Here is a 21,613-nt window from a genome sequence, read left to right as displayed (position 1 = left end):
GCCCTCGGCCACGAGCTCGCCGGCCGCCATGAGGTTGGCGTCGTTGTTGACGACGACGGGCAGGTCGAGCTCGCGCCGCACGACCTCGGCCACCGAGATCCCGTTCCAGCCGGGCATGCGCGAGGGCGAGACGATGCGCGACGTCGCGGTCGAGACGGGTCCGGGCACGCCGACCGACAGGCCGCTGAGCCGCGCGTGCCCCGTGTCGCCGAGCCCGGCGAGCATGTCGAGGAGGTGCGCCAGCGACGCCGAGAGCACCGCGGTCGGCCCCTCGGCCACGTCGAGGGCCACGTGGCGCTCGGCGAGCAGCACGCCGGCGTAGTCGACCAGGCCGAAGGAGGCGCGGTCGACGCCGAGGTCGACGCAGCCGACGAGGCCGGCGTCGCCGCGGAGCTGCAGCCGCCGCGGCCGGCGACCGCCCCGGGACTCGCCCTCGCCGGTCTCGACGACGTGGCCGAGGCGGATGAGGTCCTCCACGCGGGAGGCGACGGTCGAGGGCGACAGGCCCGTCACCCTGGCGAGGTCGGCGCGGGACCTGGCGGTGCCCGCCCTCAGCGGACGCAGCACCTCGACGGCCTGGGGCGTGTGGCGGGGAGGGGCGTAGAACGCCTCGGTCGTAGTCATGGGCCCCTCGCGATGATCGGTCGCGAACCTGGTCAGGTCCGTCGCGTTGCTCCACTATTGCACGAAGTTGATCGAAATATACGTGTAACAATCGCACAGTAGGTTCCCGTCCCACATGGACGACGACCTCACCGGACGGCGACGCGGCCCCCTTGCCGCACCTCTCGAGAAAGCGGCACCAGCGTGGACAGCACCGCCTCAGGCACCAGCTCGGGCACCAGCGCGATCGACATGATCACGATGCGCGACGTGCAGAAGCACTTCTGGGAGCACCACGTCCTGAAGGACGTCACGCTCAGCGTCGCCCCGCGCGAGGTCGTCGTGGTCGTGGGTCCCTCCGGCTCGGGCAAGTCCACTCTCTGCCGCTGCCTGAACCGGCTCGAGACGACCACGAGCGGCGAGATCCTCGTCGACGGCGTGCGGCTCCCCGAGGAGGGGAAGGCGCTCGCGGCCCTCCGCTCGGACGTCGGCATGGTGTTCCAGTCGTTCAACCTCTTCGCGCACCGGACGATCCTCGACAACGTGACGCTGGCGCCGATCACCGTGCGGGGCGAGTCCAAGAAGGACGCCCAGGCCCACGGGCTCGAGCTGCTCGCCCGGGTCGGCATCGCCGACAAGGCCGACGCGTTCCCCGCCCAGCTCTCGGGCGGCCAGCAGCAGCGCGCCGCCATCGCCCGCGCGCTCGCCATGCGCCCGAAGGTGATGCTCTTCGACGAGCCGACGTCGGCGCTCGACCCCGAGATGGTGAACGAGGTGCTCGACGTGATGGTCTCGCTCGCCGCCGAGGGCATGACGATGATCGTCGTCACCCACGAGATGGGCTTCGCTCGTCGCGCCGCCGACCGCGTCGTCTTCATGGACGACGGACGCATCGTCGAGCAGGCCGACCCGGCCACCTTCTTCGACCATCCGGAGTCCGACCGGGCGAAGGCGTTCCTGTCGAAGATCCTCACCCACTGATCTCCTCCCCCTCCGCACCTCCCGCAGCACCACCTCCCGCAGCACCACCTCCCGCAGCAGCCCCATCGAAGAGAGGCACCACCTTGCGCACCTCCCCCTCCCCCCTCCGCCTGCGTCGGGTCGTCCCCGCAGCCGTCGCCGTCGTCGCGATGTTCGGCCTCGCGGCCTGCTCGAGCGACAGCTCGGCCGTGCCCGGTGCCGACCCCAGCGCCTCCTCGGCCGCCTCGGCCCTCGACGAGGTCTACGCGAACGCGGTCGTCGCCGACGCGGCCGACATCCTGCCCGACTCGACGATGGCGAAGATCAAGGAGCGCGGGAAGCTGATCGTCGGCGAGGCCCTCGACGCGCCGCTGCTCTCGCAGCAGGACCCGTCGAACCCCGACGACGTCCAGGGCTTCGACGCCGACCTCGCCAAGCTGCTCGCCATCTACATCCTCGGCGAGCCGAACGTCGAGATCGTGCCGCCCGCCTCCGAGACCCGTGAGGCCCTGCTGCAGAACGGCACCGTCGACGTCGTCTTGAACACGTACACGATCACGGAGGAGCGGGCCGAGCAGATCTCGTTCGCCGGCCCCTACCTGGAGTCCGGCCTCGCCGTCGCGGTGAAGGCCGACAACGACGACATCGAGGGCATCGACGACCTCGGCGGCAAGAAGGTCATCGTCGGCGCCAACACGCCCGCCGTCACGGCCGTGCCCGAGGAGCAGCCGACCGCCACGCTCGTGTCGTTCGCGACCGACCCGCAGGCGATGCAGGCCCTCAAGCAGGGCCGCGGCGACGCGTACGTGCAGGACTTCACGCTGCTCGCCTCGAACGCCGCGTCGGACGACTCGATCAAGGTCGTCGGCCAGCCCTTCACGACCGAGGCCTACGGCATCGGGCTCGCCAAGGACGACGCCGACTTCAAGGCGTTCATCAACGACTGGCTCGTCCAGATCGAGGACGACGGCACCTGGGCGAAGGTCTGGGACGCCACGCTCGGCGCGGCCGTCGAGTCGGACACCCCCGACGCCCCCGAGATCGGCTCCGTCCCCGGCTCCTAGCCCGGCCGCGGGCTGCCGGCGCCGGTGCGCCGGCCGGCCGTCGGGGCGACCTGACGACCGGCCGGCACCCGGCCCCGTCGCCGTAGCCGCACCTCCTGCGGTCTGCCGCTCACCGCACCTCCCCTCACCGCCGCTCCACCCGCCCTCGGCCCGAAAGACCCCATGGACTTCTTCGTCGACAGTGCAGGGCCGCTGCTCACGGCGCTCGGCACGACGATCGTGATGGCGCTCGTCGCCGGCGTCGGCGCGCTCGTGCTCGGCACGCTCGTCGCCGCCGCCAGGATCAGCCCGGTGCCCGTGCTGCGCGGCGCCGCCTGGGCGTACACGCAGTTCTTCGTGAACGTGCCGCTGCTCGCGCTGCTCATTCTCGCCGTCTTCGCCCTGCCCGACGCCGGGCTGATCATGCCGCTGGCGCCGACGACCGTGCTCGTGCTCGCCCTCTACGAGGCCGCCTACGTCGCGGAGGCGGTGCGCAGCGGCGTGAACACGGTCGGCAACGGCCAGATCGAGGCGAGCAGGGCCCTCGGGCTGACGCTCGGCCAGACGCTCCGGCTCGTGGTGCTGCCCCAGTCGCTGCGCGCCGCGGTCCAGCCGATCGGCAACGTCATGATCGCGCTCACGATGAACACGGCGCTCGCCGCGGCCGTCGGCGTCGTCGAGCTGACCAGCGCCGTCAACAAGCTGAACCTCGTGCAGGCGCAGCCGATCCTGATCTTCACCGCCGCAGGCCTCGTCTACATGGCCCGCGCCCTCGTCATCGGCCTCGGCGCCGGACGCCTCGAACGAAAGGCGGCGATCGTCCGATGACCGCGCCGACCAGCTCCTCCTCCCGTCCTGCCGGCACCGGCACCGGCACCGGCACTGCCGCGTCCGTGCGCAGGGCTCCCACGGTCTCGCTCTACGACGAGCCCGGCCCGCGGACGCGACGCGCCATCCGGCTCTGGTCGGTCGTCGTCGTGCTCGCCCTCGCGGGGCTCGTCGCGGCCGGTCTCGTCCAGTTCGGCTCGCGCGGGCAGCTCGACGCCGACCGCTGGACGCCGTTCCTCTCCTGGCCGATCTGGCAGTACCTGCTCGTGGGGCTCTGGGGCACGATCCAGGCCGCCGCCCTCGTCGCGGTGCTCGGCGGCGCGCTGGGCCTCTTGCTCGCGCTCGGGCGGCTGAGCCCGCGTCGCCCGCTGCGCTGGCTGTCGACCGCGTACATCGAGGTCGCCCGCACCGTGCCGGTGCTGCTGCTGATCTACCTGATGCTGTTCGGGCTGCCGCAGCTCGGCCTCGACCTGCCGCTGATCTGGAAGCTCGTCGTGCCGCTGACCGTGGCGAACTCGGCCGCGTTCGCCGAGATCGTCCGCGCCGGGATCCTCGGGCTGTCGCGCGGCCAGCGCGAGGCGGGACTCAGCCTCGGCCTCTCGTCGGCGCAGACCACCCGGCTCGTCGTGCTGCCGCAGGCGCTCCGCTTCGTGACGCCGTCGCTCGTGACCCAGCTCGTCAGCCTCGTCAAGGACACCTCGCTCGGCTACATCGTCGCCTTCACCGAGCTGCTGTACCGCGGCCAGGTGCTGTCGTCGTTCAACCACCTCCTGATCCAGACGTTCCTCGTCGTCACGCTCGTCTACCTCGTCTTCAACGGGGCGCTGTCGACGCTCGCCGCCCGGCTGAGGGCGCGACCGTCGCGGCGCAGCCCCCGGCGCGCGGCGGCTCCCGTGCCGGCGCCGGCCTCGGCGCCCGCGCTCGACTGACCTCCTCTTCCCTCCCGTCACCAAGGAGCACCACCGTGGCCCCCTCCCTCCCTCCCCGTGCCGACGGCCTGCCGACGCCGACGCCGACGCCGACCAGCCCTGCGGCACCGTCAGCCCCCGCCGCGTCGCTCGCCGAGCTCGCCGTCGTCGTCCGCTCGGGCGTCGTCGAGAGCCGCCACCTCGGCTGGCTGGTCGCGCTCGACGCCGAGGGGCGCGTCGCCGCCGACCTCGGCAGCGGTGCGACGCAGGTGCTGCCGCGCTCGACGACCAAGCCCGTGCAGGCGCTCGCCTGCCTGGAGGCCGGGGCCGACCTCGACGGCGAGGAGCTCGCGATCGCGGCCGGCAGCCACACGGGAGAGGACGCCCACGTCGAGGTCGTCCGCCGCATCCTCGCGAGGGTAGGGCTCGATGAGTCCGCACTCGGCTGCCCGGTCGACTGGCCCGAGGACGAGGCGACGCGCGAGCGGCTGATCCGCGACGGCGAGACGCGGTCGCGCGTCCGCATGAACTGCTCGGGCAAGCACGCGGCCATGCTGCTGGCGTGCGTGTCCGCGGGCTGGGACACCGCCTCCTACCTGGACCCTGCCCACCCGCTGCAGCAACTCGTCCGCCGGACGCTGGAGGCGGTGGCCGGCACGACCGTGGAGGCCACGGCCGTCGACGGCTGCGGCGCGCCCCTCTTCAGCACGACCGTCGAGGGGCTGGCGCGGTCGTTCCGGGCGCTGGTCACGGCGTCGGCGGGGTCGAACGCCCGTCGCGTCGCCGACGCGATGCGCGCGCACCCCTTCTACGTGGGCGGGAACGCCCACGCCAACAGCGACGCGATGACCCGCGTGCCCGGTCTGCTCGCCAAGGGCGGCGCCGAGGGCGTGATCGGGATGGCCACGTCGACCGGCGAGGCCGTCGCCATGAAGGTCGTCGACGGCAGCCCCCGGGCGACGACGCTGGTCGCGCTCGAGGTGCTCGGAGCGCTCGGGGTGGACGTCTCCGGGGCCGGGTCGCTGACCGCGCTGCCGGTGCTCGGCGGCGGGGTGCCCGTCGGCGAGATCCGGGTCGGGGCGGACGTCGCGGCGTGGGTCGCGGGGGCACGCGGCGCCGGGGTCGACCTCTCGTGACGGACGTCGTCGTCGAGCTCTGCGTCGACGACCTCGACGGAGCGCTGGTGGCCGACCGGTCCGGCGCCGACCGGATCGAGCTCTGCGCCGACCTGCTCGAGGGCGGGACGACCCCGAGCGCCGGGCTGGTCCGCTCGGTGCTCCGGGCCGTGCGGCACGTCGGGGTGCAGGTGATCGTCCGCCCGCGCGGCGGCGACTTCTCGTACGACGACGGCGAGCTCGACGTCATGTGCGCCGACCTCGAGGCGATCGCGGCGCTCGCGCACGCGCACTCGACGTCGCACGCGGCCTCGACCGAGCACGGGCGCAGCGCTGAGGTCGGCGTCGTCCTCGGGGCCCTGACCGCCGCCTCCGAGGTGGACGTGCCGGCGATGCGCCGACTGCTCGCCGCGGCCGGGCCGCTGACCGTCACGTTCCACAAGGCGATCGACGCCACGCCCGACCTGCTCGCCGCGTACGACGTGCTGCACTCCCTCGGCGTGCGCCGCGTCCTGACGGCGGGCGGTCCGGGCACCGCGGCCGAGGGCGCGGAGGTGCTGGCCGAGCTCGTGCGGCGGTCCGCCGCGAGCGCCGACGCCCCCGAGGTGCTCGTCGGCGGCGGGGTCCGCGCCGCGGGCGTGGGCTCCCTGCTCGCCGCGACCGGCGCCTCCTCGGTGCACCTGCGGGCGATGTCGCCGTCGCCGCGCGGGGACGGGACGCTGCGGACCGACCCTGCCGTCGTCGCGGAGTTCCTCGCGGCCGTGGGGCGCGCCTCCCTCGATCCGGACGTGACGGACGCCACGGACGCCACGGACGTCGAGAGCGCAGGAGGCGCGGTGCCCGACCCGGCCCCGTCCCGGTCCGCCGTCGTCGCGGTCGACATCGGGGGCACCTCCTTCAAGGGGGCGGTGGTGGACGACTCGGGGCGCACGGTCCTCTCCCTCTCCGTCTCGGCCGGGGCCACGGGCGCGGAGTCGATCGACCTCGTCGTCGGCCTGCTGCACGGGCTGCGGGCCGCGGCACGTGCCTCGGGCCACGACGTCGTCGGGGTCGGAGTCGTGACGCCGGGCATGGTCGACGCCGAGCGCGGCGTCGTCCTCTTCGCGTCGACGCTCGGCTGGACCGACGTGCCGCTCGGGCCGATCCTCTCGGCCGAGCTCGGGGTGCCCGTCGAGATCGACCACGACGTGCGGACCAGCGGCCTGGCCGAGAGCCTGTTCGGCGCCTCGGCCGGCGTCGCAGACTCGGTGCTCGTCGCGATCGGCACCGGCGTCGCCGCGTCGATCACGAGCGGCGGGCACGCCGTGCGCGGGGCGCTGACCGCTGCCGGCGAACTCGGGCACGTGCCCGCGGTGCCGGGCGGCGAGGCCTGCACCTGCGGTCAACGCGGCTGCCTCGAGGTGTACCTGTCGGGGGCCGGCGTCGCCCGGCGCTACGCGGCGCTCGGGGGCCTGCCCGGGCTGGACACGGCGGCCGTCGTCGCCCGGGTCGGGGGCGTCGAGGGCGTCGGGACCGGAGTCGACGCGGTCGCGGACCGGGTCTGGGCGGACGGCGTCCGGGCGCTCGCGCTCGGCCTCACGTCGCTCACGCTGCTCGTCGACCCGGCGGTGATCGTGCTCGCCGGGGGAGTGTCGCGCGCGGGCGCCGCCCTCGTCGATCCGCTGCGGGCCGAGCTCGCGGCCGGGCTGGCCTGGCGGGCCGCGCCCGAGGTGCGACTGTCCGAGCTCGGCACGCACGGCGGGCGCATCGGCGCCGCGGTGCTGGCGTTCCGCGCCGGCGGCCGGGGCAGCGTCGTCGACTCGTGGTCGCGGGCGGCCCTGCTCGCCGAGTGAGCCGCGTGCGCTCTTCTCCTCATTCAGGAAGATGGCTCCTGCGTGTTGCGAGGAGAGGAGGCGCGGTCCTGAACCGTGCACGAGCCAGGAGTCGACGGGCTGAACTTCCTGAGTCGTGCGGGTGGTCCGGCCGTGCGCGAGCCGGTGTCGGAGGCCACGCCTAGCCTGACCACATGCCCGAGGGTGACAGCGTCTTCCGACTGGCAGCGCGCCTCCGTGCGTCGCTCGACGGTCAATGGCTGACGAGCGGCGAGCTCCGGTCGGGCGATGCTGCGGGCACGTCCTTCGCGGGCTGGGTCATCGCCGAGCACGACACCCACGGCAAGCACCTCCTCACGCGCTTCGCGAACGGGCGCACGCTGCACACGCACCTGCGGATGCAGGGCTCGTGGACGATCACCCGGCCCGGTCGGCGCTTGCCCACGGCGGTCGCGCAGGAGGCGCGGGTCCGGATGCAGACCGACGCCGGCTCCACCGCATGGGGCCTCGACCTGCCCGTGGTCGAGCTGCTCGACACCCGCGACGAGCGCTCCGTGGTGGGCCACCTCGGGCCCGACCCGCTGCGCGACGACTGGGACCCGGCGGAGGCCCGGCGACGGGTCGAGGCGACGGACCCGGGCCGCACGGTGGCGGCCGTGTTGCTCGACCAGCGGGTGCTGGCCGGGCTCGGCAACCTGTGGGCGAACGAGGTCTGCTTCCTGCGCGGGGTCTCGCCGTTCACCCCGGTGGGCGCGGTCGACGCGGCAGCGCTCGTGCGGGTCGCGGCGCGGGGGCTGCAGGCGTCCGTGCGCGTGCCCGGGATGTTCCAGACGACGACGGGGAACACGCGGCGCGGCGAGCGGCACTGGGTGGCGGGGCGCGCCGGGCGCCCGTGCCTGCGCTGCGGCACGACCGTGCTCGTGCGCGCCGAGGTCGCGGACGACCCCGGCCGGCGCCGCACCTGGTGGTGCCCGAGCTGCCAGCCGGTCCGCTGAGCGCACGGCCGCCGACACGACACGCCGATACCTGGCGGTATGCGCCTCTCGTCCTCTACTCTCAGCACGTCTCGACGAGCGAGACCACCCGACGAAGCCGGATCCCGATGCGCCCTCTCCGTTCCCCCATCCTCCGCCGTGCCGCCGCCGGGCTCGCCGCGACCACCGTCGCCGGGGCCCTGCTCCTCGCCGGGGCCGGTGCCGCCCAGGCGGCCCCGCCCGCGCAGACCGTGTTCCTCGACCAGAGCTTCGGCGGGGCCTCGGCCGGTCCGGACTTCCTGCTGCCCGAGACGCCGTCGGGCAACGTGGCGTGCCTCACCGCGGGCATCGACCGGGCCGCCTCGCCGATCCCCGGGTGCGGCTTCGCGAACGACCCCGAGGGCTCGGGCGCGCTCCGCCTCACGGACACGGGCGGCAGCCAGTCCGGCGGAGTCGGGTCGACCGTGGCGGTGCCGACCGCGCAGGGGCTCGACGTCGCCTTCGACTCGTGGCAGTACGGCGGCAGCGGCGCCGACGGCCTGACCTTCTACCTCGCGGCGACCGATCCGTTCGACCCCCACGTGCCCACGCGGCTCGGCGGCGTCGGCGGTGCGCTGGGCTACAGCGCGCTGCCCGAGTCCGGCCAGGAGGGGCTGGCGAACGCCTACCTCGGCGTGGGCCTCGACTGGTACGGCAACTTCGCGAACCCCGCCTTCAACGGCAGCTCGTGCGAGCCGGTCCGCGGGGTGGGCCCGAACGCCCTGACGCTGCGCGGACCGGGCAACGGGTCCGCGGGCTACTGCGTCCTGAGCAGCACGCAGGTCGACGGGCTCCTGCGGGGATCCACCGGTGTCCGTGACGAGGCCTCTCGTGTCCCGGTCGAGGTCGCCGTGAACCCGTCGGACGCCGCCATCAGCACCGCGTCGGGCCTCGAGGTCGACGCCGGCAGCTACGTCGTGGTCGTCCAGGGCATCGGCGACAGCGCACCCACGGTCGCCCGGGGCGCCCTGCCGTCCCTCCTCGGTTCGTCGACCGACCCCTCCTGGTACGACCCCACCACCGGCGTCCCCTACAAGCTCACCTTCGGCTGGACCGGCGGCACCGGAGGTGCGACCGACTACCACGAGATCGCGAACGCCCGGGCGACGACCCTCGCCGGCCCTGCCCCCGTGCTCGCGCAGACGACGTCGGGCAGCGCGACCGTCGTGCCGACCCGCGGCTCGACCGTGAGCGTCGCGGCGTCGGTCAGCGCCGACGGCGGCGCCGAGGGCGAGCCCGTGGTGGCGACGCTCGTGTTCCCCGAGGGGCTCACCCCGACGCTGCCGACCGCGGCGACCGGGTGGACGTGCACCGTCTCCGGCCAGACCGTGACCTGCACCGTCGTGCCCTCTCCCGAGTTCGCGGCGGGCGCCTCCCTGCCGGTCCTGACCGTGCCGTACACGGCGTCCGCCGACGCCGCGGGGGTCCTGACCGTGCTCACGACCGTGTCGTCGACCGACTCCGCCGCGGCCACGTCGCAGCTCGAGGTCTCGGCAGTGCGTGAGCCCACGGTCGTCACGTCGTCGTCGGGCCGGCAGACGCCGGGCACCACCGGCCTGGCCACCGTCTTCACCGCCGACCTCGCCTCGGCCGCCGCGACCGACCCGACGCCGCCCCTCGGCACGGTCGAGTTCGTCGACTCGGCCACCGAGCAGCTGCTCTGCGAGGCCGACCTCGTGCCGGCCGCGTCGGGAGCGACGTCCACGGCGACGTGCACGTCCGACGCCGACCCGTCGACCGCCGTCCGCGTCGACTACGACCAGGCCGACGCCGCGCACGAGCCGACCCGGGCCGACCTCGGCTCGTTCGTCGTCGTCACCACCCCCGTCACCCTCGCTGCCGGCGCGGTCGTCGTCGACGGCGACGCGCAGCTGAGCGTCACGGGGCTGCCCGCGGACGCCACCGGCACCGTCGTCTTCTCGACCGGAGCCACCACCCTCTGCACGGTGACCCTGCCGACCGTGGCCTGCATCGTCCCCGACCTGGCCGACGGCAGCTACACGGTGACCGTGGCCTACTCGGGCGACGCGGTCTACGCGGCCGCCGAGGCGTCGACGTCGTTCCGGATCGGCACGGCCGCTGCGCCGGTCCCGGCGCCCGCCGATCCCGCAGCCCCCGCGGTGCCGGCCGCCACGTCGGCACCCGTGGCGGCCGCGCCCGTCGCCGACGACGAGGAGGCGCGCCTCGCCTTCACGGGATCGTCGCTCGTCGCCTGGACGGCCGGCGCCCTCGGCCTCGCGCTCGCCGCCGCCGGAGTCGTGCTGGTCGCGGCACGCCGCCGCAGCCGTCTGACGGCCTGACGGCCTGACGGCCTGCCGCGCCCGCTACGCGAGCGGGTCGGCGGCGCGCCGCTCGCGGAACGCGACCGCGTTCACGCGGTTGCTGCAGCGCACGCTGCAGAAGCGCTTGGAGGCGTTCCGCGAGAGGTCGACCAGCACCCCGTCGCAGTCGTCCGCCGCGCACTCGCGCAGGCGTCCGGTCTCGTCGGTGCGGACGACGTCGACGAGGGCCATCGCGGCCTCGACGAGGATGCGGTCCGCGAGCGGCGCCTCCTGCGGGGTGGCGTGCACGTGCCAGTCGAGGTCGCCGTGCCGCACTAGCCGCGGCACCGCCTGCAGCCGTGTGAGCAGCTCGTTCACGGCCTCGACCATGGCGTCGCGGTCGAGGGTCCAGAGCTGACGGAGGCGCGTGCGGGCCCGCCGCACCGCCTCGAGTTCGGCCTCGTCACCGTCGAACCGGCCCGAGAAGCCGAAGCGCGTCATCAGCTCGGCCAGCTGGTCGGTCGTGGCGAGCTGGTCGACGCCGCTGCGGGTGGCTCGGGCGGCCGTGTTGAGGATGGTCGCGTCGAACTCGAGCACGTCTTCCGTGTCAGGGGCGAAAAGCACATTGACTCCTTACTCGCGACCAGTCTACTGTCAGGGCTCATCACCTTTTAGTCCCTGATGGCACTGTGTCCTCGATGGCACAGTGCCCCCCGACGAAACGAGCAGCCGTGGATCGCCGCCACCTCACGACCGGACTGATCGTCGCGGTCGTGGCCGCCGCCTCCTTCGGGGTGTCGGGCCCCTTCGTCAAGCCGCTGCTCGCCTCCGGCTGGAGCCCCGTCGCCGCCGTCGCCCTGCGCGCCCTCGTCGGGGGAGCGCTGCTCGCTCCGGTCGCGCTCGCGGCGCTGCGCCTCGACCTCCGACCGATCTGGCGGGCGCGTCGGCGCGTGCTCGGCATGGCCGTGGTCGGCGTCGCCGGCACGCAGGTCTTCTACTTCGCCGCGATCCAGCACATCCCCGTCGGGACGGCGATCCTGCTCGAGTACATGGCCCCCCTGCTGCTCGTCGCCGTCGCGTGGGCGGTGTCGCGTCGTCGACCGGCCGGGGTCGTCCTGATCGGCTCCGCGGTCGCCGCCGCCGGGCTCGTGCTCGTCGTGTCGCCGGGCGGCGGGGGAGCGCTCGACCCGCTCGGCCTGCTCTTCGGCGTGCTCGCGATGATCTGCTGCGCGGGCTACTTCGTCATCGCGGCGCAGCCGTCCGGCGACCTGCCCCCGGTCGCGCTGGCCGCCTCCGGCCTGCTCGTCGGGTCGGCGCTGCTCGGGCTGCTGGGCCTCACCGGGCTCGTGCCCTTCACCGCGTCGGCCGACGACGTGGTGGTGCTCGGCGGGGTCGTCGCCTGGTGGGTGCCGATGCTGGTGATCGGGGTCGTCGCCACCGCCGTCGCCTACGCGACGAGCATCACGGCGAGCTCGATGCTCGGGTCGCGCCTGGCCTCGTTCGTCGGCCTGCTCGAGGTCGCCGCCGCAGCAGCCTGGGCGTGGGTGCTGCTCGACGAGGCGCTGACCGCGTGGCAGCTCGTCGGGGGCGTCCTCATCGTCGCGGGCATCGTGGCCGTGCGGTCGGACGCCGGCTCGGACGACCCGAGCCCGGCGCCCGAGGTGCTGGCGGCGGCACCGGCCGCCTGACGCGCCTTCGTCGTCCCCTCGCCTTATCGGCTCACGCACCTCCCGCGCTACTGCGGCGCCGCCCCAGCCCGGGGGCCACGGCCGTCCGGCACCCCCCGAAGGCGCGCCGTGCGCGCCCCCTCACTGGGGACAGCGCACCCCTTATACGGTTCCCAGCCGGTCGATAAGTTTGCTCTTGCACGGCGGAGGAGATCCGCCGGGCCGGGAGACCCGAAGTCCCTGGCCCGACGTCCACGGAGTCCGAGCCGCCGCACCACACACCACGCCAGACCGCCTCGCTTGCCCGCGAACGCAACGATCGAGCGCACCGACGAACCAGCCCTGATCAGAGGGCTCATCGCTGCGCCCGGAACCTGAACCGGCCTGCCCCGCGCAGGCCCCCGTCCTGCTGGGAGCACCGGATGAACCGCACCGAACGCAACGCCATGGTGGTCGAGAACCTGCCGCTGGTGGGCTACCTCGTCAGCGAGGTGTGCGCCCGCGCCACCCACCTGTCGCGCGACGACCTCGCGAGCGTCGGCGCCGTCGCCCTCGTCCAGGCCGCGGACGCGTTCGACCCCACCCTCGGCATCCCGTTCGGCGCCTACGCCCGCACCCGCATCGTCGGCGCCTTCGCCGACGACATGCGCTCCGGCGACTGGGCCAGCCGCGGCACCCGCAAGCGCATCAAGGAGACGCTGTCCACGCAGGAGGCGCTGACCGCCTCCCTGGGACGCGCCCCCTCGGTCGACGAGATCGCCGGTGCCCTCGGCGTCGACCGTCAGACCGCGTCGAGCGCCCTCGCCGACGCTGCCCGCACCGTCTCGACCCTCGACGACACCGTCGCCGACCACCTCGCGGCCGACGTCCCGATGCCCGGCGACCACCTCCTCGCCAGCGAGCGCAGCCGCTACGTGCGCGCCGCGGTCGACGCCCTCCCCGAGCGCATGCGCCTGATCGTCGAGGCCGTCTACTTCGGCGACCGCACGGTCACCGAGGTCGCCGCCGAGCTCGGCATCACCCACAGCGCGGTCTCGCAGCAGCGCACGGAGGCGGTCCGCCTGCTGAGGGACGCGCTCGCCGCCCACTACGCGGACGACGAGCAGGCCGAGTTCGTGCCCGTCTCGAAGACGGCGCACGCGCGTCGCAGCGCCTACCTCTCGAAGGTCGCCACGAACGCCGCCGTGGGCATCGCCCGCGCCGTGCGCGAGCCGGCCGTCGAGGGCTTCAGCGCCGCCGTCTGACGGCCCGCCGTCGTCTCGCGCGACGGATCCAGGAAAACTTCGGCACTCGGCTAACGAGTGCCGGCGACCGGCCGATAGTAGCCGGTGTCAGCCCACGGACGGGCTGACGAACACCACCCAGTCACGGAAGAGGAAACACCATGGGCATGCAGATCAACACCAACCTCGCGGCGAACAACACCTACCGCAACCTGAACGCCACGCAGAACGACCTGTCGAAGAGCCTGGAGAAGCTCTCGTCGGGCCTCCGCATCAACCGTGCCGCTGACGACGCGGCCGGCCTCTCGATCTCCGAGGGCCTGCGTTCGCAGGTCGGCGGACTGACGGTGGCCGCGCGCAACGCCCAGGACGGCATCTCCGTCGTCCAGACCGCTGAAGGCGGACTGAACGAGGTCCACTCCATCCTGCAGCGCGTCCGCGACCTCGCCGTCCAGGCCGGCAACGACTCGAACAACGCCGACGCGCGCAAGGCGATCACCACCGAGGTCACGGCCCTGTCGGACGAGCTCACGCGGCTCTCCGGCTCGACCAACTTCAACGGGATCGACCTGCTCAGCGCCGACAAGAGCCTGACCTTCCAGGTCGGCGCCGGCAGCACCGCCGCCAACGACCAGATCAACGTCAAGCTGATCAACGTCGGCGACGTCGCCACGGCCATCGGCGGCACCGTCTCCGGCGGCACGCCGGCCGTTCCCGGCACCCCCGCAGGCACGGACGCCAACGGCGACCCCACGCCTGCGACGCCCGGCAAGCCCGCCGTCGAGGGCACCCGCACCGGTGCGCTCAAGTTCGACACGGCCGCTGACGCGCTCGCCTCCATCAAGGAGATCGACGCCCAGATCGCCAAGGTCTCGTCGGCTCGTTCGGACCTCGGTGCCGTGCAGAACCGCTTCGAGCACTCCATCGCGTCGACCAACGTCGCGAAGGAGAACCTCACGGCGGCGAACTCGCGCATCCGCGACGTCGACATGGCGGAGGAGATGGTCAAGTACACGCGATCCAACGTCCTCAGCCAGGCCGGCCAGGCGATGCTCGCACAGGCGAACCAGAGCACCCAGGGCGTGCTGTCGCTCCTCCGCTAGTCGTCACCGACCGGCGGATGAACGGTCCCCGATCCCAGCGGGGGCCTGACACCACCTGAGCTCGGCTCCCTCGGGAGCGAACGGTTCACGACCGGTGGTCGGGACGCAGCAGCTGATCCTCTGCGTCCCGGCCCTCGGTCATCCCGAGCGTCGACGACGACCTCGACCGCGCCTCTCGCCGCACCGCACCACCCCCCGAACTCCTGCATCCCTCGGTCTCCTCCGCACCTCCCGCACCCGCCCGCCCCCGTCCCCGAAGGAGCACCCGATGGCCTCGTTCGGCATCGACGGCCTCGTCTCCGGGCTCGACACCACCACGCTGATCAACGGCCTGATGGCGGCGGAGGCGGTGCCCCAGACGATCCTGAAGAACAAGGCGACCGCGAACCAGGCGCTGGTCACCGCGCTCCAGGGCCTCAACTCGAAGGTCGCCGAGCTGGCGACGCTCGCCGGCAAGACCGCCAAGGCCGACTCGCTCGCCGCCTTCACGGCGACCAGCAGCGCGAAGGCCGTCACGGCCACGACGACCGCGACCGCGCTGCCCGGCTCGATCGACTTCACGGTCGGCTCCACCGCACAGGCCATGAGCGGCGTCACCGCCTCGATGACCGCCTGGGCCACGTCGCCCGCGACGCTGACGTTCACCTCGGCCGCCGGCAAGGCGGTGGAGGTGACCAGCGCCTCCTCGTCGCTCGACGACCTCGTGCGCGCCGTCAACGCGTCGGAGGCGGGCGTCAAGGCCGTCAAGGTCGCGTCCGGCAAGGACGCCGACGGCGCCGTCACGTACCGCCTGCAGCTCACCTCGGCGACGACCGGCGCCGCGGGCGGCTTCACGGTGCACCAGGGCACGGCCGCCGAGGTGGCCGACGGCACCGCCCCCGACCTGCTCGCCGCCCCCGGCGCCGCCGTCGTCAAGCAGGCGCGCGACGCCTCCGTCACCCTCTGGGCCGGCACCGCCGCCGAGCAGGTCGTGACGAGCGCGACGAACACGTTCGCCGACCTGCTGCCCGGCGTCTCGGTCACCGTCACGGCGCCGAGCACCGACCCCGTCACGCTCACCGTCGCCCGCGACGGCACCGCCTCGTCGAAGGTCGCCTCCGACCTCGTGTCGGGGCTGAACGGGATCCTCTCGCTCATCGCGTCGAAGAGCGCGACGTCGACCTCGACCAGCGCCTCCGGCGCCGTGACGGTCACGTCGGGCACCTTCACCGGCAGCTCGACGACCCGCGACGTCGTGCAGAAGATGACCACCGCGATGTCGGCGCCGATCGGCGGAGTCTCGCCCTCGAGCATCGGCATCTCGATCACGAAGACCGGGGCGTTCGAGTTCGACGAGGCGAAGTTCTCCGCGGCGCTCGCGGCCGACCCCGTGAAGGTGCAGGCGACCCTCTCCGAGCTCGCGGGCCGCGTCGAGTCCGCGGCGACGAGCTCGTCCGACAAGCGCGACGGCACGCTGACGAAGATCATCACCGGCCAGCAGTCGGTCGTGAAGGACCTCACCGCCCAGATCGCGAACTGGGACGACCGGCTGTCGTCGCGTCGCACCCAGCTCCAGAAGACCTACACCGCCCTCGAGGTCGCGCTCAGCTCGCTCACCGCGCAGCAGAGCTGGCTGAGCAGCCAGATCTCGAGCCTGAACAAGAGCAGCTGATGGACGCCACCTCCTTCGCGGCGTTCGCCGCCGCCTCCCAGCCCACCGCCGTCGTGCAGCGCCAGCGATCGGAGTACGCGGAACAGGCCGTGCTCTCGGCGACGCCCGTGCAGCTCGTCACGATGCTCTACGACCGCCTGCTGCTCGACCTCGCCCGCGCCGAGAAGGCCCAGGTCGGCCAGGAGTGGGCGACCGCCTCCGAGCAGCTGCTGCACGCCCAGGCGATCATCGCCGAGCTCACCTCGTCGCTGCGCGTCGACGTGTGGGACGGTGGCGAGGGGCTGCTGGCGCTCTACAGCTACACCTCGACGGCGCTCGTCAACGCGAACGTGCACCGCGACGTGGCCCTGACCCGCGAGGTCACCGGGCTGCTCGAGCCGCTCCGCCAGGCGTGGCACGAGGCCGCGACGTCGCTCGGCGGCGGGATGGCCGGCGGCGCCGGTACGCCCGCGTCGACTGGTGCTGGTGCCGGCGCCGCTGCTCCGGCCGCGGCCGCGCCGGCGTTCGCCGCGTCGGCGTTCCCGTCCGCGGCTCCGGCCTCGCCGACGGCGTCGCAGCCCGGCGCCGGCTCGCCGCTGCCCGTGGGGGTCGCCGCCTTCGGGGCCGCGACCTCCGGCTACGGGGCGACCAACGCCTCCTCGACCTCTCTCGGGGGCGAGCTCGGTGTCGCCTAGGACCGACCGCACCCACGCCGCCTGGCTCGCCGCCCTCGACGAGCTCGAGGCGGTCGCCGGTCGCGACCCGCAGGCCGTCGCCGACGTGACCGGCGTGACCGGCGTGTCCGGCGCGTCGGGCGTGTCCGGCGTGTGGACTCCGCCGGCCGGCCTCGGCCCGCTGCCCGCCGAGCTCGCCGACCGGGCTGCCGCCGTCGCTGGCGTGCAGCGCGGGGCCCTCGCCCGGCTCGACGCCGCCCGCAAGGCCGTGCTCGCGCACCTCGGGGCCGTCCGCAGCGTCGAGTCCTCGCACGAGCCCGAGCGCCCGGTCTACCTCGACGCCACCGGCTGACGCGCCCTGCCCCCGGCCCGGTGGGGTAGCGAGTGGTCAGAAAGGGTCGCTCGGGGAGCGATGCAGGACCGTTCCTGACCACTCGGCGTCCGGTCGGGCGAGACCGCCGAGGAGGCGCGTCCTCAGCCCCAGGGGATGACGCCGACCACGATCGCCACGGCGAGCATCACCAGCGACACGATCGCCGCGCGCCAGAGCACCTTCTTGTGGTGGTCGCCGAGGTTGACGTTCGCGAGGCTCACCAGCAGCAGGATCGCGGGGACGAGCGGGCTCTGCAGGTGCACGGGCTGTCCGACGACCGACGCGCGGGCCATCTCGACCGGGTCGATGCCGAACGCGGCGCCGCTCTGCGCGAGCACCGGCAGGATGCCGAAGTAGAAGGCGTCGTTGCTCATGAAGAACGTGAGCGGCAGGCTCAGCACCCCCGTGATGACGGCCAGGTACGGCCCCATCGAGGTCGGGATCACGTCGACCAGCCACTGGGCCATCGCGTCGACCATGCCCGTGCCGTTGAGCACGCCGATCAGCACGCCGGCCGCGAAGACCATCGACACGACGCCGACGATGCTCGGGGCGTGGGCGACGATCTCGGCGGACTGCTCCTTGACGCGAGGGAAGTTCACGAGCAGCGCGACCGCCGTCCCGACCATGAACACGTAGGCGAGCGGGAACAGGTCGGCGACGAGCAGCACCATCACGGCGACGGTGAGCACGAGGTTGAACCAGATCATCCGGGGCCGCAGCGTGGGGCGGTCGGGGTCGAGCATCGTGTCGGCCATCGTGACGCCGCCGCCGAGGGAGCCGTTCGCGCTGCCGCCGGGGTTGTCGACCGCGCGCTCGCCGGGCCCGTCGGCCCGCGAGCCGTCGGCCCGCCCGCCGCGCACGCCGAGGGCGACGGTCGGGCTGGTGAACATCGAGACGCCGACGCCGGGCGTGCCGGTCCCGCCGCCGCGCGAGGCGGTCGCGAGCTCCTGCGAGAGGGGCGACATCGCCGACGCCGCAGCGGCCAGCTTCGACCCGCCGAGCTCGAGCGTCCCGAGGCGTCGACGCTCGCTCAGCCCCAGCAGCCACGAGAACACGAACACGAGCACGAGGCCCGCGATGAGCGACGGCACGAGCGGCACGAAGATCTCGCTCGGCTGCACGCCGAGGGCGGCGGCGGCGCGCACGGTGGGGCCGCCCCACGGCACGATGTTCAGCGTGCCGTTCGCGAGGCCGGCGACGCAGGTCAGCACCACCGGGCTCATGCCGAGCTTCAGGTAGATGGGCAGCATGGCCGCCGTCGTCACGATGAACGTCGTCGAGCCGTCGCCGTCGAGCGAGACGGCCCCGGCGAGCAGCGCCGTGCCGAGCACGACCTTCGCCGGGTCGTTGCCGGTCACCCGCAGGATCAGCCGCACCAGCGGGTCGAACAGCCCGACGTCGATCATCAGCCCGAAGTACATGATCGCGAACATGAGCAGCGCGGCCGTGGGGGCCAGGTCGCCGATCGCCTCGATCACCATGTCGCCGATGCCGAGCCCCGCGCCGGCGAAGAGGCCGAAGATCGTCGGCACCATGATCAGGGCGAGCATCGGCGAGAGCCGCTTGGTCATGATCAGCACCATGAAGGTGAGGACCATCAGATAGCCGAGTACAACGAGCATCAGGACTCCTTCGTCCGTCGGGCGCGGTGGCGCGTCCGGGCACGCTAGCCGGGCACGAGGAGGCGCGTCCTGCTTCTGCGCGTTGGGGCCGTTCCGCACGTTGGCCGCGTTCTGCGCGTTCTGCTCACGCGCCTCCTCGATCGCCGCCTACGCTGGCGGACGTGACCGACGACAGCTCACGGGCGGTGCCCGCCGCGACGCGCGCGACCGCGAGGCCGGCGGTGACCGCACCCGCGCCGCGTCCCCGCCGGCGCACCCGGTTCGCGACGCAGGTGCTGTTGCTGCAGCTCGCCGTCGTGACCGCGATCGTCCTGCTCACCAGCGCCGTCTTCGTCGGCATCGCCGTGCAGCGCCTCGAGCGCGAGGCCGAGTCGACGGCGCTCGCCGTGGCGCAGAGCGTCGCGAGCGACGTCGACGTCCGCACCGAGGTCGCCCGGCTGAGCGTGGACGGCACCGCCCTGGACGAGGAGGTGCTGGCCGGGGGCGACCTGCAGCGGACGGCCGTCGCGGCGCAGCAGCGCACCGGGGCGCTCTTCGTCGTCGTCACCGACGACCGCGGGGTCCGCCTCGCGCACCCCGACCCCGACCGCATCGGCGAGGTCGTCAGCACGAGCCCCGACGCGGCCCTCCGCGGCGAGGAGACCGTCTCGTGGGAGCGCGGCACCCTCGGCGACTCCGCCCGCGCGAAGGTGCCGATCTACGAGGCCGATGCTGCTGCAGGCGACCGGGCCGCGGTCGTCGGGGAGGTCAGCGTCGGCTACGCCCCGGCCAGGGTCTACGACACGCTGCTCCGCGACAGCCTGCCGGTGGCGGCCGTCGCCGTGCTCGCGCTCGGGCTCGGCGTCGTCGCGTCCGTGCTGATCCGGCGGCGTCTCGACCGGCTCACGCTCGGGCTGCAGCCCGACGACCTCGCGTCGCTCGTCCAGAACCAGGAGGCCGTCCTGGCCGGGGTCGGGGAGGGGGTGCTCGCGGTCGCGCGCGACGGGCGCGTGAGCGTGTGCAACGAGCAGGCGGCGCAGCTGCTCGGGCTCGGCGACGGGGCCGTGGGGCGCCTCCTCGGCGAGCTCGACCTGCCGGAGCCGCTCGTCGCGCTGCTCGGCCGCGGCCCTGCCCGCCCCGACTCGACGACGCTGGTCGTCGGGCCGCACGTGCTGTTCGTCGACGTGCGGCCGGTGCGCCGCGAGGGGGTCGACCTCGGCCGCGTCGCCGTGCTGCGCGACCGCACCGCCGTCGAGGCCCTCACCCGCCGGCTCGACGCGGTGGGCGCGATGACGACGGCGCTGCGCGCGCAGCGGCACGAGTTCGCCAACCGGCTGCACGCGGTCAGCGGGCTGCTCGAGATCGGGCGGGTCGACCAGGCGAAGCAGTACCTCGCCGACGTGCTCGAGCACGGGCCGCTGCGCTACCCCGTGAAGCACGCCGACCGGCTGACGGAGCCGCACCTGCAGGCGTTCCTCGGCGCGAAGGGGGTGGAGGCGGCAGAGAAGGGGGTCCTGCTGCAGCTCGGCCCCGAGACGCTCGTGTCGGGCTCCGTGGTCGAGCCCGGAGACGTGACGACCGTGCTCGGCAACCTCGTCGACAACGCGGTGCGCGCAGCGGTCGCGGGCGGCGCCTCCCCGGCCTGGGTCGAGGTCGAGGTGTTCGACGACGGACGCGACCTGCACCTCTCGGTGATGGACTCCGGCCGCGGGGTCGACGACGAGCACGCCGTGTTCGAGCGACGGGCGGACGCCGAGGCCGCCCGCGACCCCGGGCCGTGCGCCGACGCCGACCGGGACCTCGACCTCGATCCCGACCGCGTGCACGGGCTCGGCTTCGGGCTGCCGCTCTCGCGCGAGATCGCGCGCCGCGCCGGCGGCGACGTCTGGCTCGCGTCGCCCCGGGGCGACGGGCACGGCGCCGTGTTCTGCGCCCGCCTCGTCGGCGCGGTCGACCCGGTCGGCACCGACCCTGCCAGCGACCTCGACCCTACCCCGATCCCGAGGAGCACCCCGTGACCGACGCCCCCGCACCCATCCCCGCACCCGTACCCATCCCCGCACCCGTACCCGCCGCCGCGCCCGCGCCGCTGACCGTGCTCGTCGTCGACGACGACTTCTTCGTGGCCGACGTGCACCGCGCCCAGGTCGACGCGCAGCCCGAGCTCCGGGCGCTGCCGCCGGTCGGCACGGTCGCCGAGGCCCGCCGGGTGGTCGCCCGTGAGCACGTCGACCTCGTGCTGCTCGACCTGTACCTGCCCGACGGCCGCGGGCTCGACCTGCTCCGCGAGCTCGACGTCGACGCGTTCGTGCTCAGCGCGGCGTCCGACGGCGAGACGATCCGCACGGCCCTCCGCCGCGGAGCCCTCGCCTACCTGATCAAGCCGTTCGCCGCCGAGCTGCTCGTCGACCGGCTGCGTTCCTGGCTGCGGTTCCGGCACGTGCTCGACGGCGGCACCGACCAGGAGGCGGTGGAGCGTGCCCAGCGCATCCTCCACTCGGGAGATGCGCGCGCCTCCTCCCGCTCGCGCTCGGCGACCGAGCAGGCCGTGCTGGAGGCGGTGGTCGCCTCCTCGGCAGAGGTCTCGGCCTCGGAGGTGGCCGACCAGGTCGGCGTCAGCCGCGCGACCGCGCAGCGCTACCTGGCACAGCTCAGCGCGGACGGGCAGCTCGCGATGCAGCTGCGCTACGGCGCGACCGGCCGCCCCGAGCACCGCTACCAGCGCCGCTGACCCCCGAGTTGCCACTTCGCGGGCCTCTGAGTCGTGCGAGACCCCGCCGACTGGCAACTCGCGAGG

Annotated in this window: 19 protein-coding genes; 16 read left to right on the top strand and 3 right to left on the bottom strand. The window is 74.0% G+C overall.

Features of this window, described 5'->3' with window-relative positions; translation table 11 throughout:
* Positions 1 to 624: ROK family transcriptional regulator (locus JOE35_RS15380; protein WP_209561765.1), on the bottom strand; the 624-nt coding region annotated here is incomplete at its 3' end.
* A 231-nt stretch (positions 625 to 855) separates the two neighbouring features.
* On the opposite strand from JOE35_RS15380, the gene JOE35_RS15375 reads away from it, so the two are divergent.
* From JOE35_RS15375 to JOE35_RS15340, 8 genes are all read left to right on the top strand, one after another.
* Positions 856 to 1,584, top strand: coding sequence for an amino acid ABC transporter ATP-binding protein (locus JOE35_RS15375; RefSeq protein ID WP_209562123.1), 729 nt, complete (start codon positions 856 to 858; stop codon positions 1,582 to 1,584).
* 83 nt (positions 1,585 to 1,667) lie between these two features.
* Positions 1,668 to 2,627, top strand: coding sequence for a glutamate ABC transporter substrate-binding protein (locus JOE35_RS15370; protein WP_245186131.1), 960 nt, complete (start codon positions 1,668 to 1,670; stop codon positions 2,625 to 2,627).
* A gap of 162 nt (positions 2,628 to 2,789) precedes the next feature.
* The gene (locus tag JOE35_RS15365; RefSeq protein WP_209561764.1) at positions 2,790 to 3,434 is read left to right on the top strand and encodes an amino acid ABC transporter permease; all 645 of its coding nucleotides are present in this window, start codon (positions 2,790 to 2,792) and stop codon (positions 3,432 to 3,434) included.
* Positions 3,431 to 4,363, top strand: a complete 933-nt coding sequence (locus JOE35_RS15360) for an amino acid ABC transporter permease (RefSeq protein ID WP_209561763.1) — start codon at positions 3,431 to 3,433, stop codon at positions 4,361 to 4,363. Before JOE35_RS15365 ends, JOE35_RS15360 begins: the two co-directional genes overlap by 4 nt.
* Before the next feature lie 35 nt (positions 4,364 to 4,398).
* Positions 4,399 to 5,478 carry an asparaginase gene (locus tag JOE35_RS15355; protein WP_307803115.1) on the top strand — a complete coding sequence of 360 codons (1,080 nt, stop codon included), beginning with the start codon at positions 4,399 to 4,401 and terminating at the stop codon, positions 5,476 to 5,478.
* The gene (locus JOE35_RS16170; protein ID WP_209561762.1) at positions 5,475 to 7,289 is read left to right on the top strand and encodes a copper homeostasis protein CutC; all 1,815 of its coding nucleotides are present in this window, start codon (positions 5,475 to 5,477) and stop codon (positions 7,287 to 7,289) included. Before JOE35_RS15355 ends, JOE35_RS16170 begins: the two co-directional genes overlap by 4 nt.
* Positions 7,290 to 7,462: 173 nt before the next feature.
* Positions 7,463 to 8,263 (top strand): DNA-formamidopyrimidine glycosylase family protein, encoded by an 801-nt coding sequence (locus JOE35_RS15345; RefSeq protein ID WP_209561761.1) that lies wholly within the window; start codon positions 7,463 to 7,465, stop codon positions 8,261 to 8,263.
* A gap of 107 nt (positions 8,264 to 8,370) precedes the next feature.
* Complete coding sequence (locus JOE35_RS15340) at positions 8,371 to 10,581, top strand: Ig-like domain repeat protein (RefSeq protein ID WP_209561760.1); 2,211 nt, start codon at positions 8,371 to 8,373, stop codon at positions 10,579 to 10,581.
* Positions 10,582 to 10,605: 24 nt separating this feature from the next.
* Here JOE35_RS15340 and JOE35_RS15335 read toward each other — a convergent pair whose 3' ends face one another.
* Complete coding sequence (locus JOE35_RS15335) at positions 10,606 to 11,166, bottom strand: CGNR zinc finger domain-containing protein (RefSeq protein ID WP_209561759.1); 561 nt, start codon at positions 11,164 to 11,166, stop codon at positions 10,606 to 10,608.
* Positions 11,167 to 11,273: 107 nt separating this feature from the next.
* On the opposite strand from JOE35_RS15335, the gene JOE35_RS15330 reads away from it, so the two are divergent.
* From JOE35_RS15330 to JOE35_RS15305, 6 genes are all read left to right on the top strand, one after another.
* Positions 11,274 to 12,230 (top strand): DMT family transporter, encoded by a 957-nt coding sequence (locus JOE35_RS15330; protein ID WP_209561758.1) that lies wholly within the window; start codon positions 11,274 to 11,276, stop codon positions 12,228 to 12,230.
* A gap of 401 nt (positions 12,231 to 12,631) precedes the next feature.
* Positions 12,632 to 13,453: a sigma-70 family RNA polymerase sigma factor gene (locus tag JOE35_RS15325; RefSeq protein ID WP_209561757.1), complete on the top strand. Its 822-nt coding sequence runs from the start codon at positions 12,632 to 12,634 to the stop codon at positions 13,451 to 13,453.
* 140 nt (positions 13,454 to 13,593) lie between these two features.
* Positions 13,594 to 14,535: a flagellin gene (locus JOE35_RS15320; protein ID WP_280870167.1), complete on the top strand. Its 942-nt coding sequence runs from the start codon at positions 13,594 to 13,596 to the stop codon at positions 14,533 to 14,535.
* A 268-nt stretch (positions 14,536 to 14,803) separates the two neighbouring features.
* Positions 14,804 to 16,186, top strand: a complete 1,383-nt coding sequence (gene fliD, locus JOE35_RS15315; RefSeq protein ID WP_209561756.1) for a flagellar filament capping protein FliD — start codon at positions 14,804 to 14,806, stop codon at positions 16,184 to 16,186.
* The gene (gene fliS, locus JOE35_RS15310) at positions 16,186 to 16,860 is read left to right on the top strand and encodes a flagellar export chaperone FliS (protein ID WP_209561755.1); all 675 of its coding nucleotides are present in this window, start codon (positions 16,186 to 16,188) and stop codon (positions 16,858 to 16,860) included. The genes fliD and fliS overlap by 1 nt, the downstream gene beginning before the upstream one ends.
* Positions 16,850 to 17,191, top strand: coding sequence for a hypothetical protein (locus JOE35_RS15305; RefSeq protein WP_209561754.1), 342 nt, complete (start codon positions 16,850 to 16,852; stop codon positions 17,189 to 17,191). The genes fliS and JOE35_RS15305 overlap by 11 nt, the downstream gene beginning before the upstream one ends.
* A gap of 122 nt (positions 17,192 to 17,313) precedes the next feature.
* On the opposite strand, the gene JOE35_RS15300 is transcribed toward JOE35_RS15305, so the two are convergent.
* A complete protein-coding gene (locus JOE35_RS15300) occupies positions 17,314 to 18,837 on the bottom strand; it encodes a CitMHS family transporter (RefSeq protein WP_209561753.1) in 1,524 nt (507 codons plus the stop codon).
* A gap of 161 nt (positions 18,838 to 18,998) precedes the next feature.
* On the opposite strand from JOE35_RS15300, the gene JOE35_RS15295 reads away from it, so the two are divergent.
* Positions 18,999 to 20,834 carry a sensor histidine kinase gene (locus tag JOE35_RS15295; RefSeq protein WP_307803114.1) on the top strand — a complete coding sequence of 612 codons (1,836 nt, stop codon included), beginning with the start codon at positions 18,999 to 19,001 and terminating at the stop codon, positions 20,832 to 20,834.
* A gap of 71 nt (positions 20,835 to 20,905) precedes the next feature.
* Positions 20,906 to 21,547, top strand: a complete 642-nt coding sequence (locus JOE35_RS15290; RefSeq protein ID WP_209562118.1) for a response regulator — start codon at positions 20,906 to 20,908, stop codon at positions 21,545 to 21,547.
* The last annotated feature ends 66 nt before the right edge of the window (positions 21,548 to 21,613 follow it).

The organism is Frigoribacterium sp. PvP032, from assembly GCF_017833035.1.
Lineage (GTDB): Bacteria > Actinomycetota > Actinomycetes > Actinomycetales > Microbacteriaceae > Frigoribacterium.
Note: the sequence above shows the minus strand (reverse complement) of the source record. Positions and strands in the feature narration are given on the sequence as shown.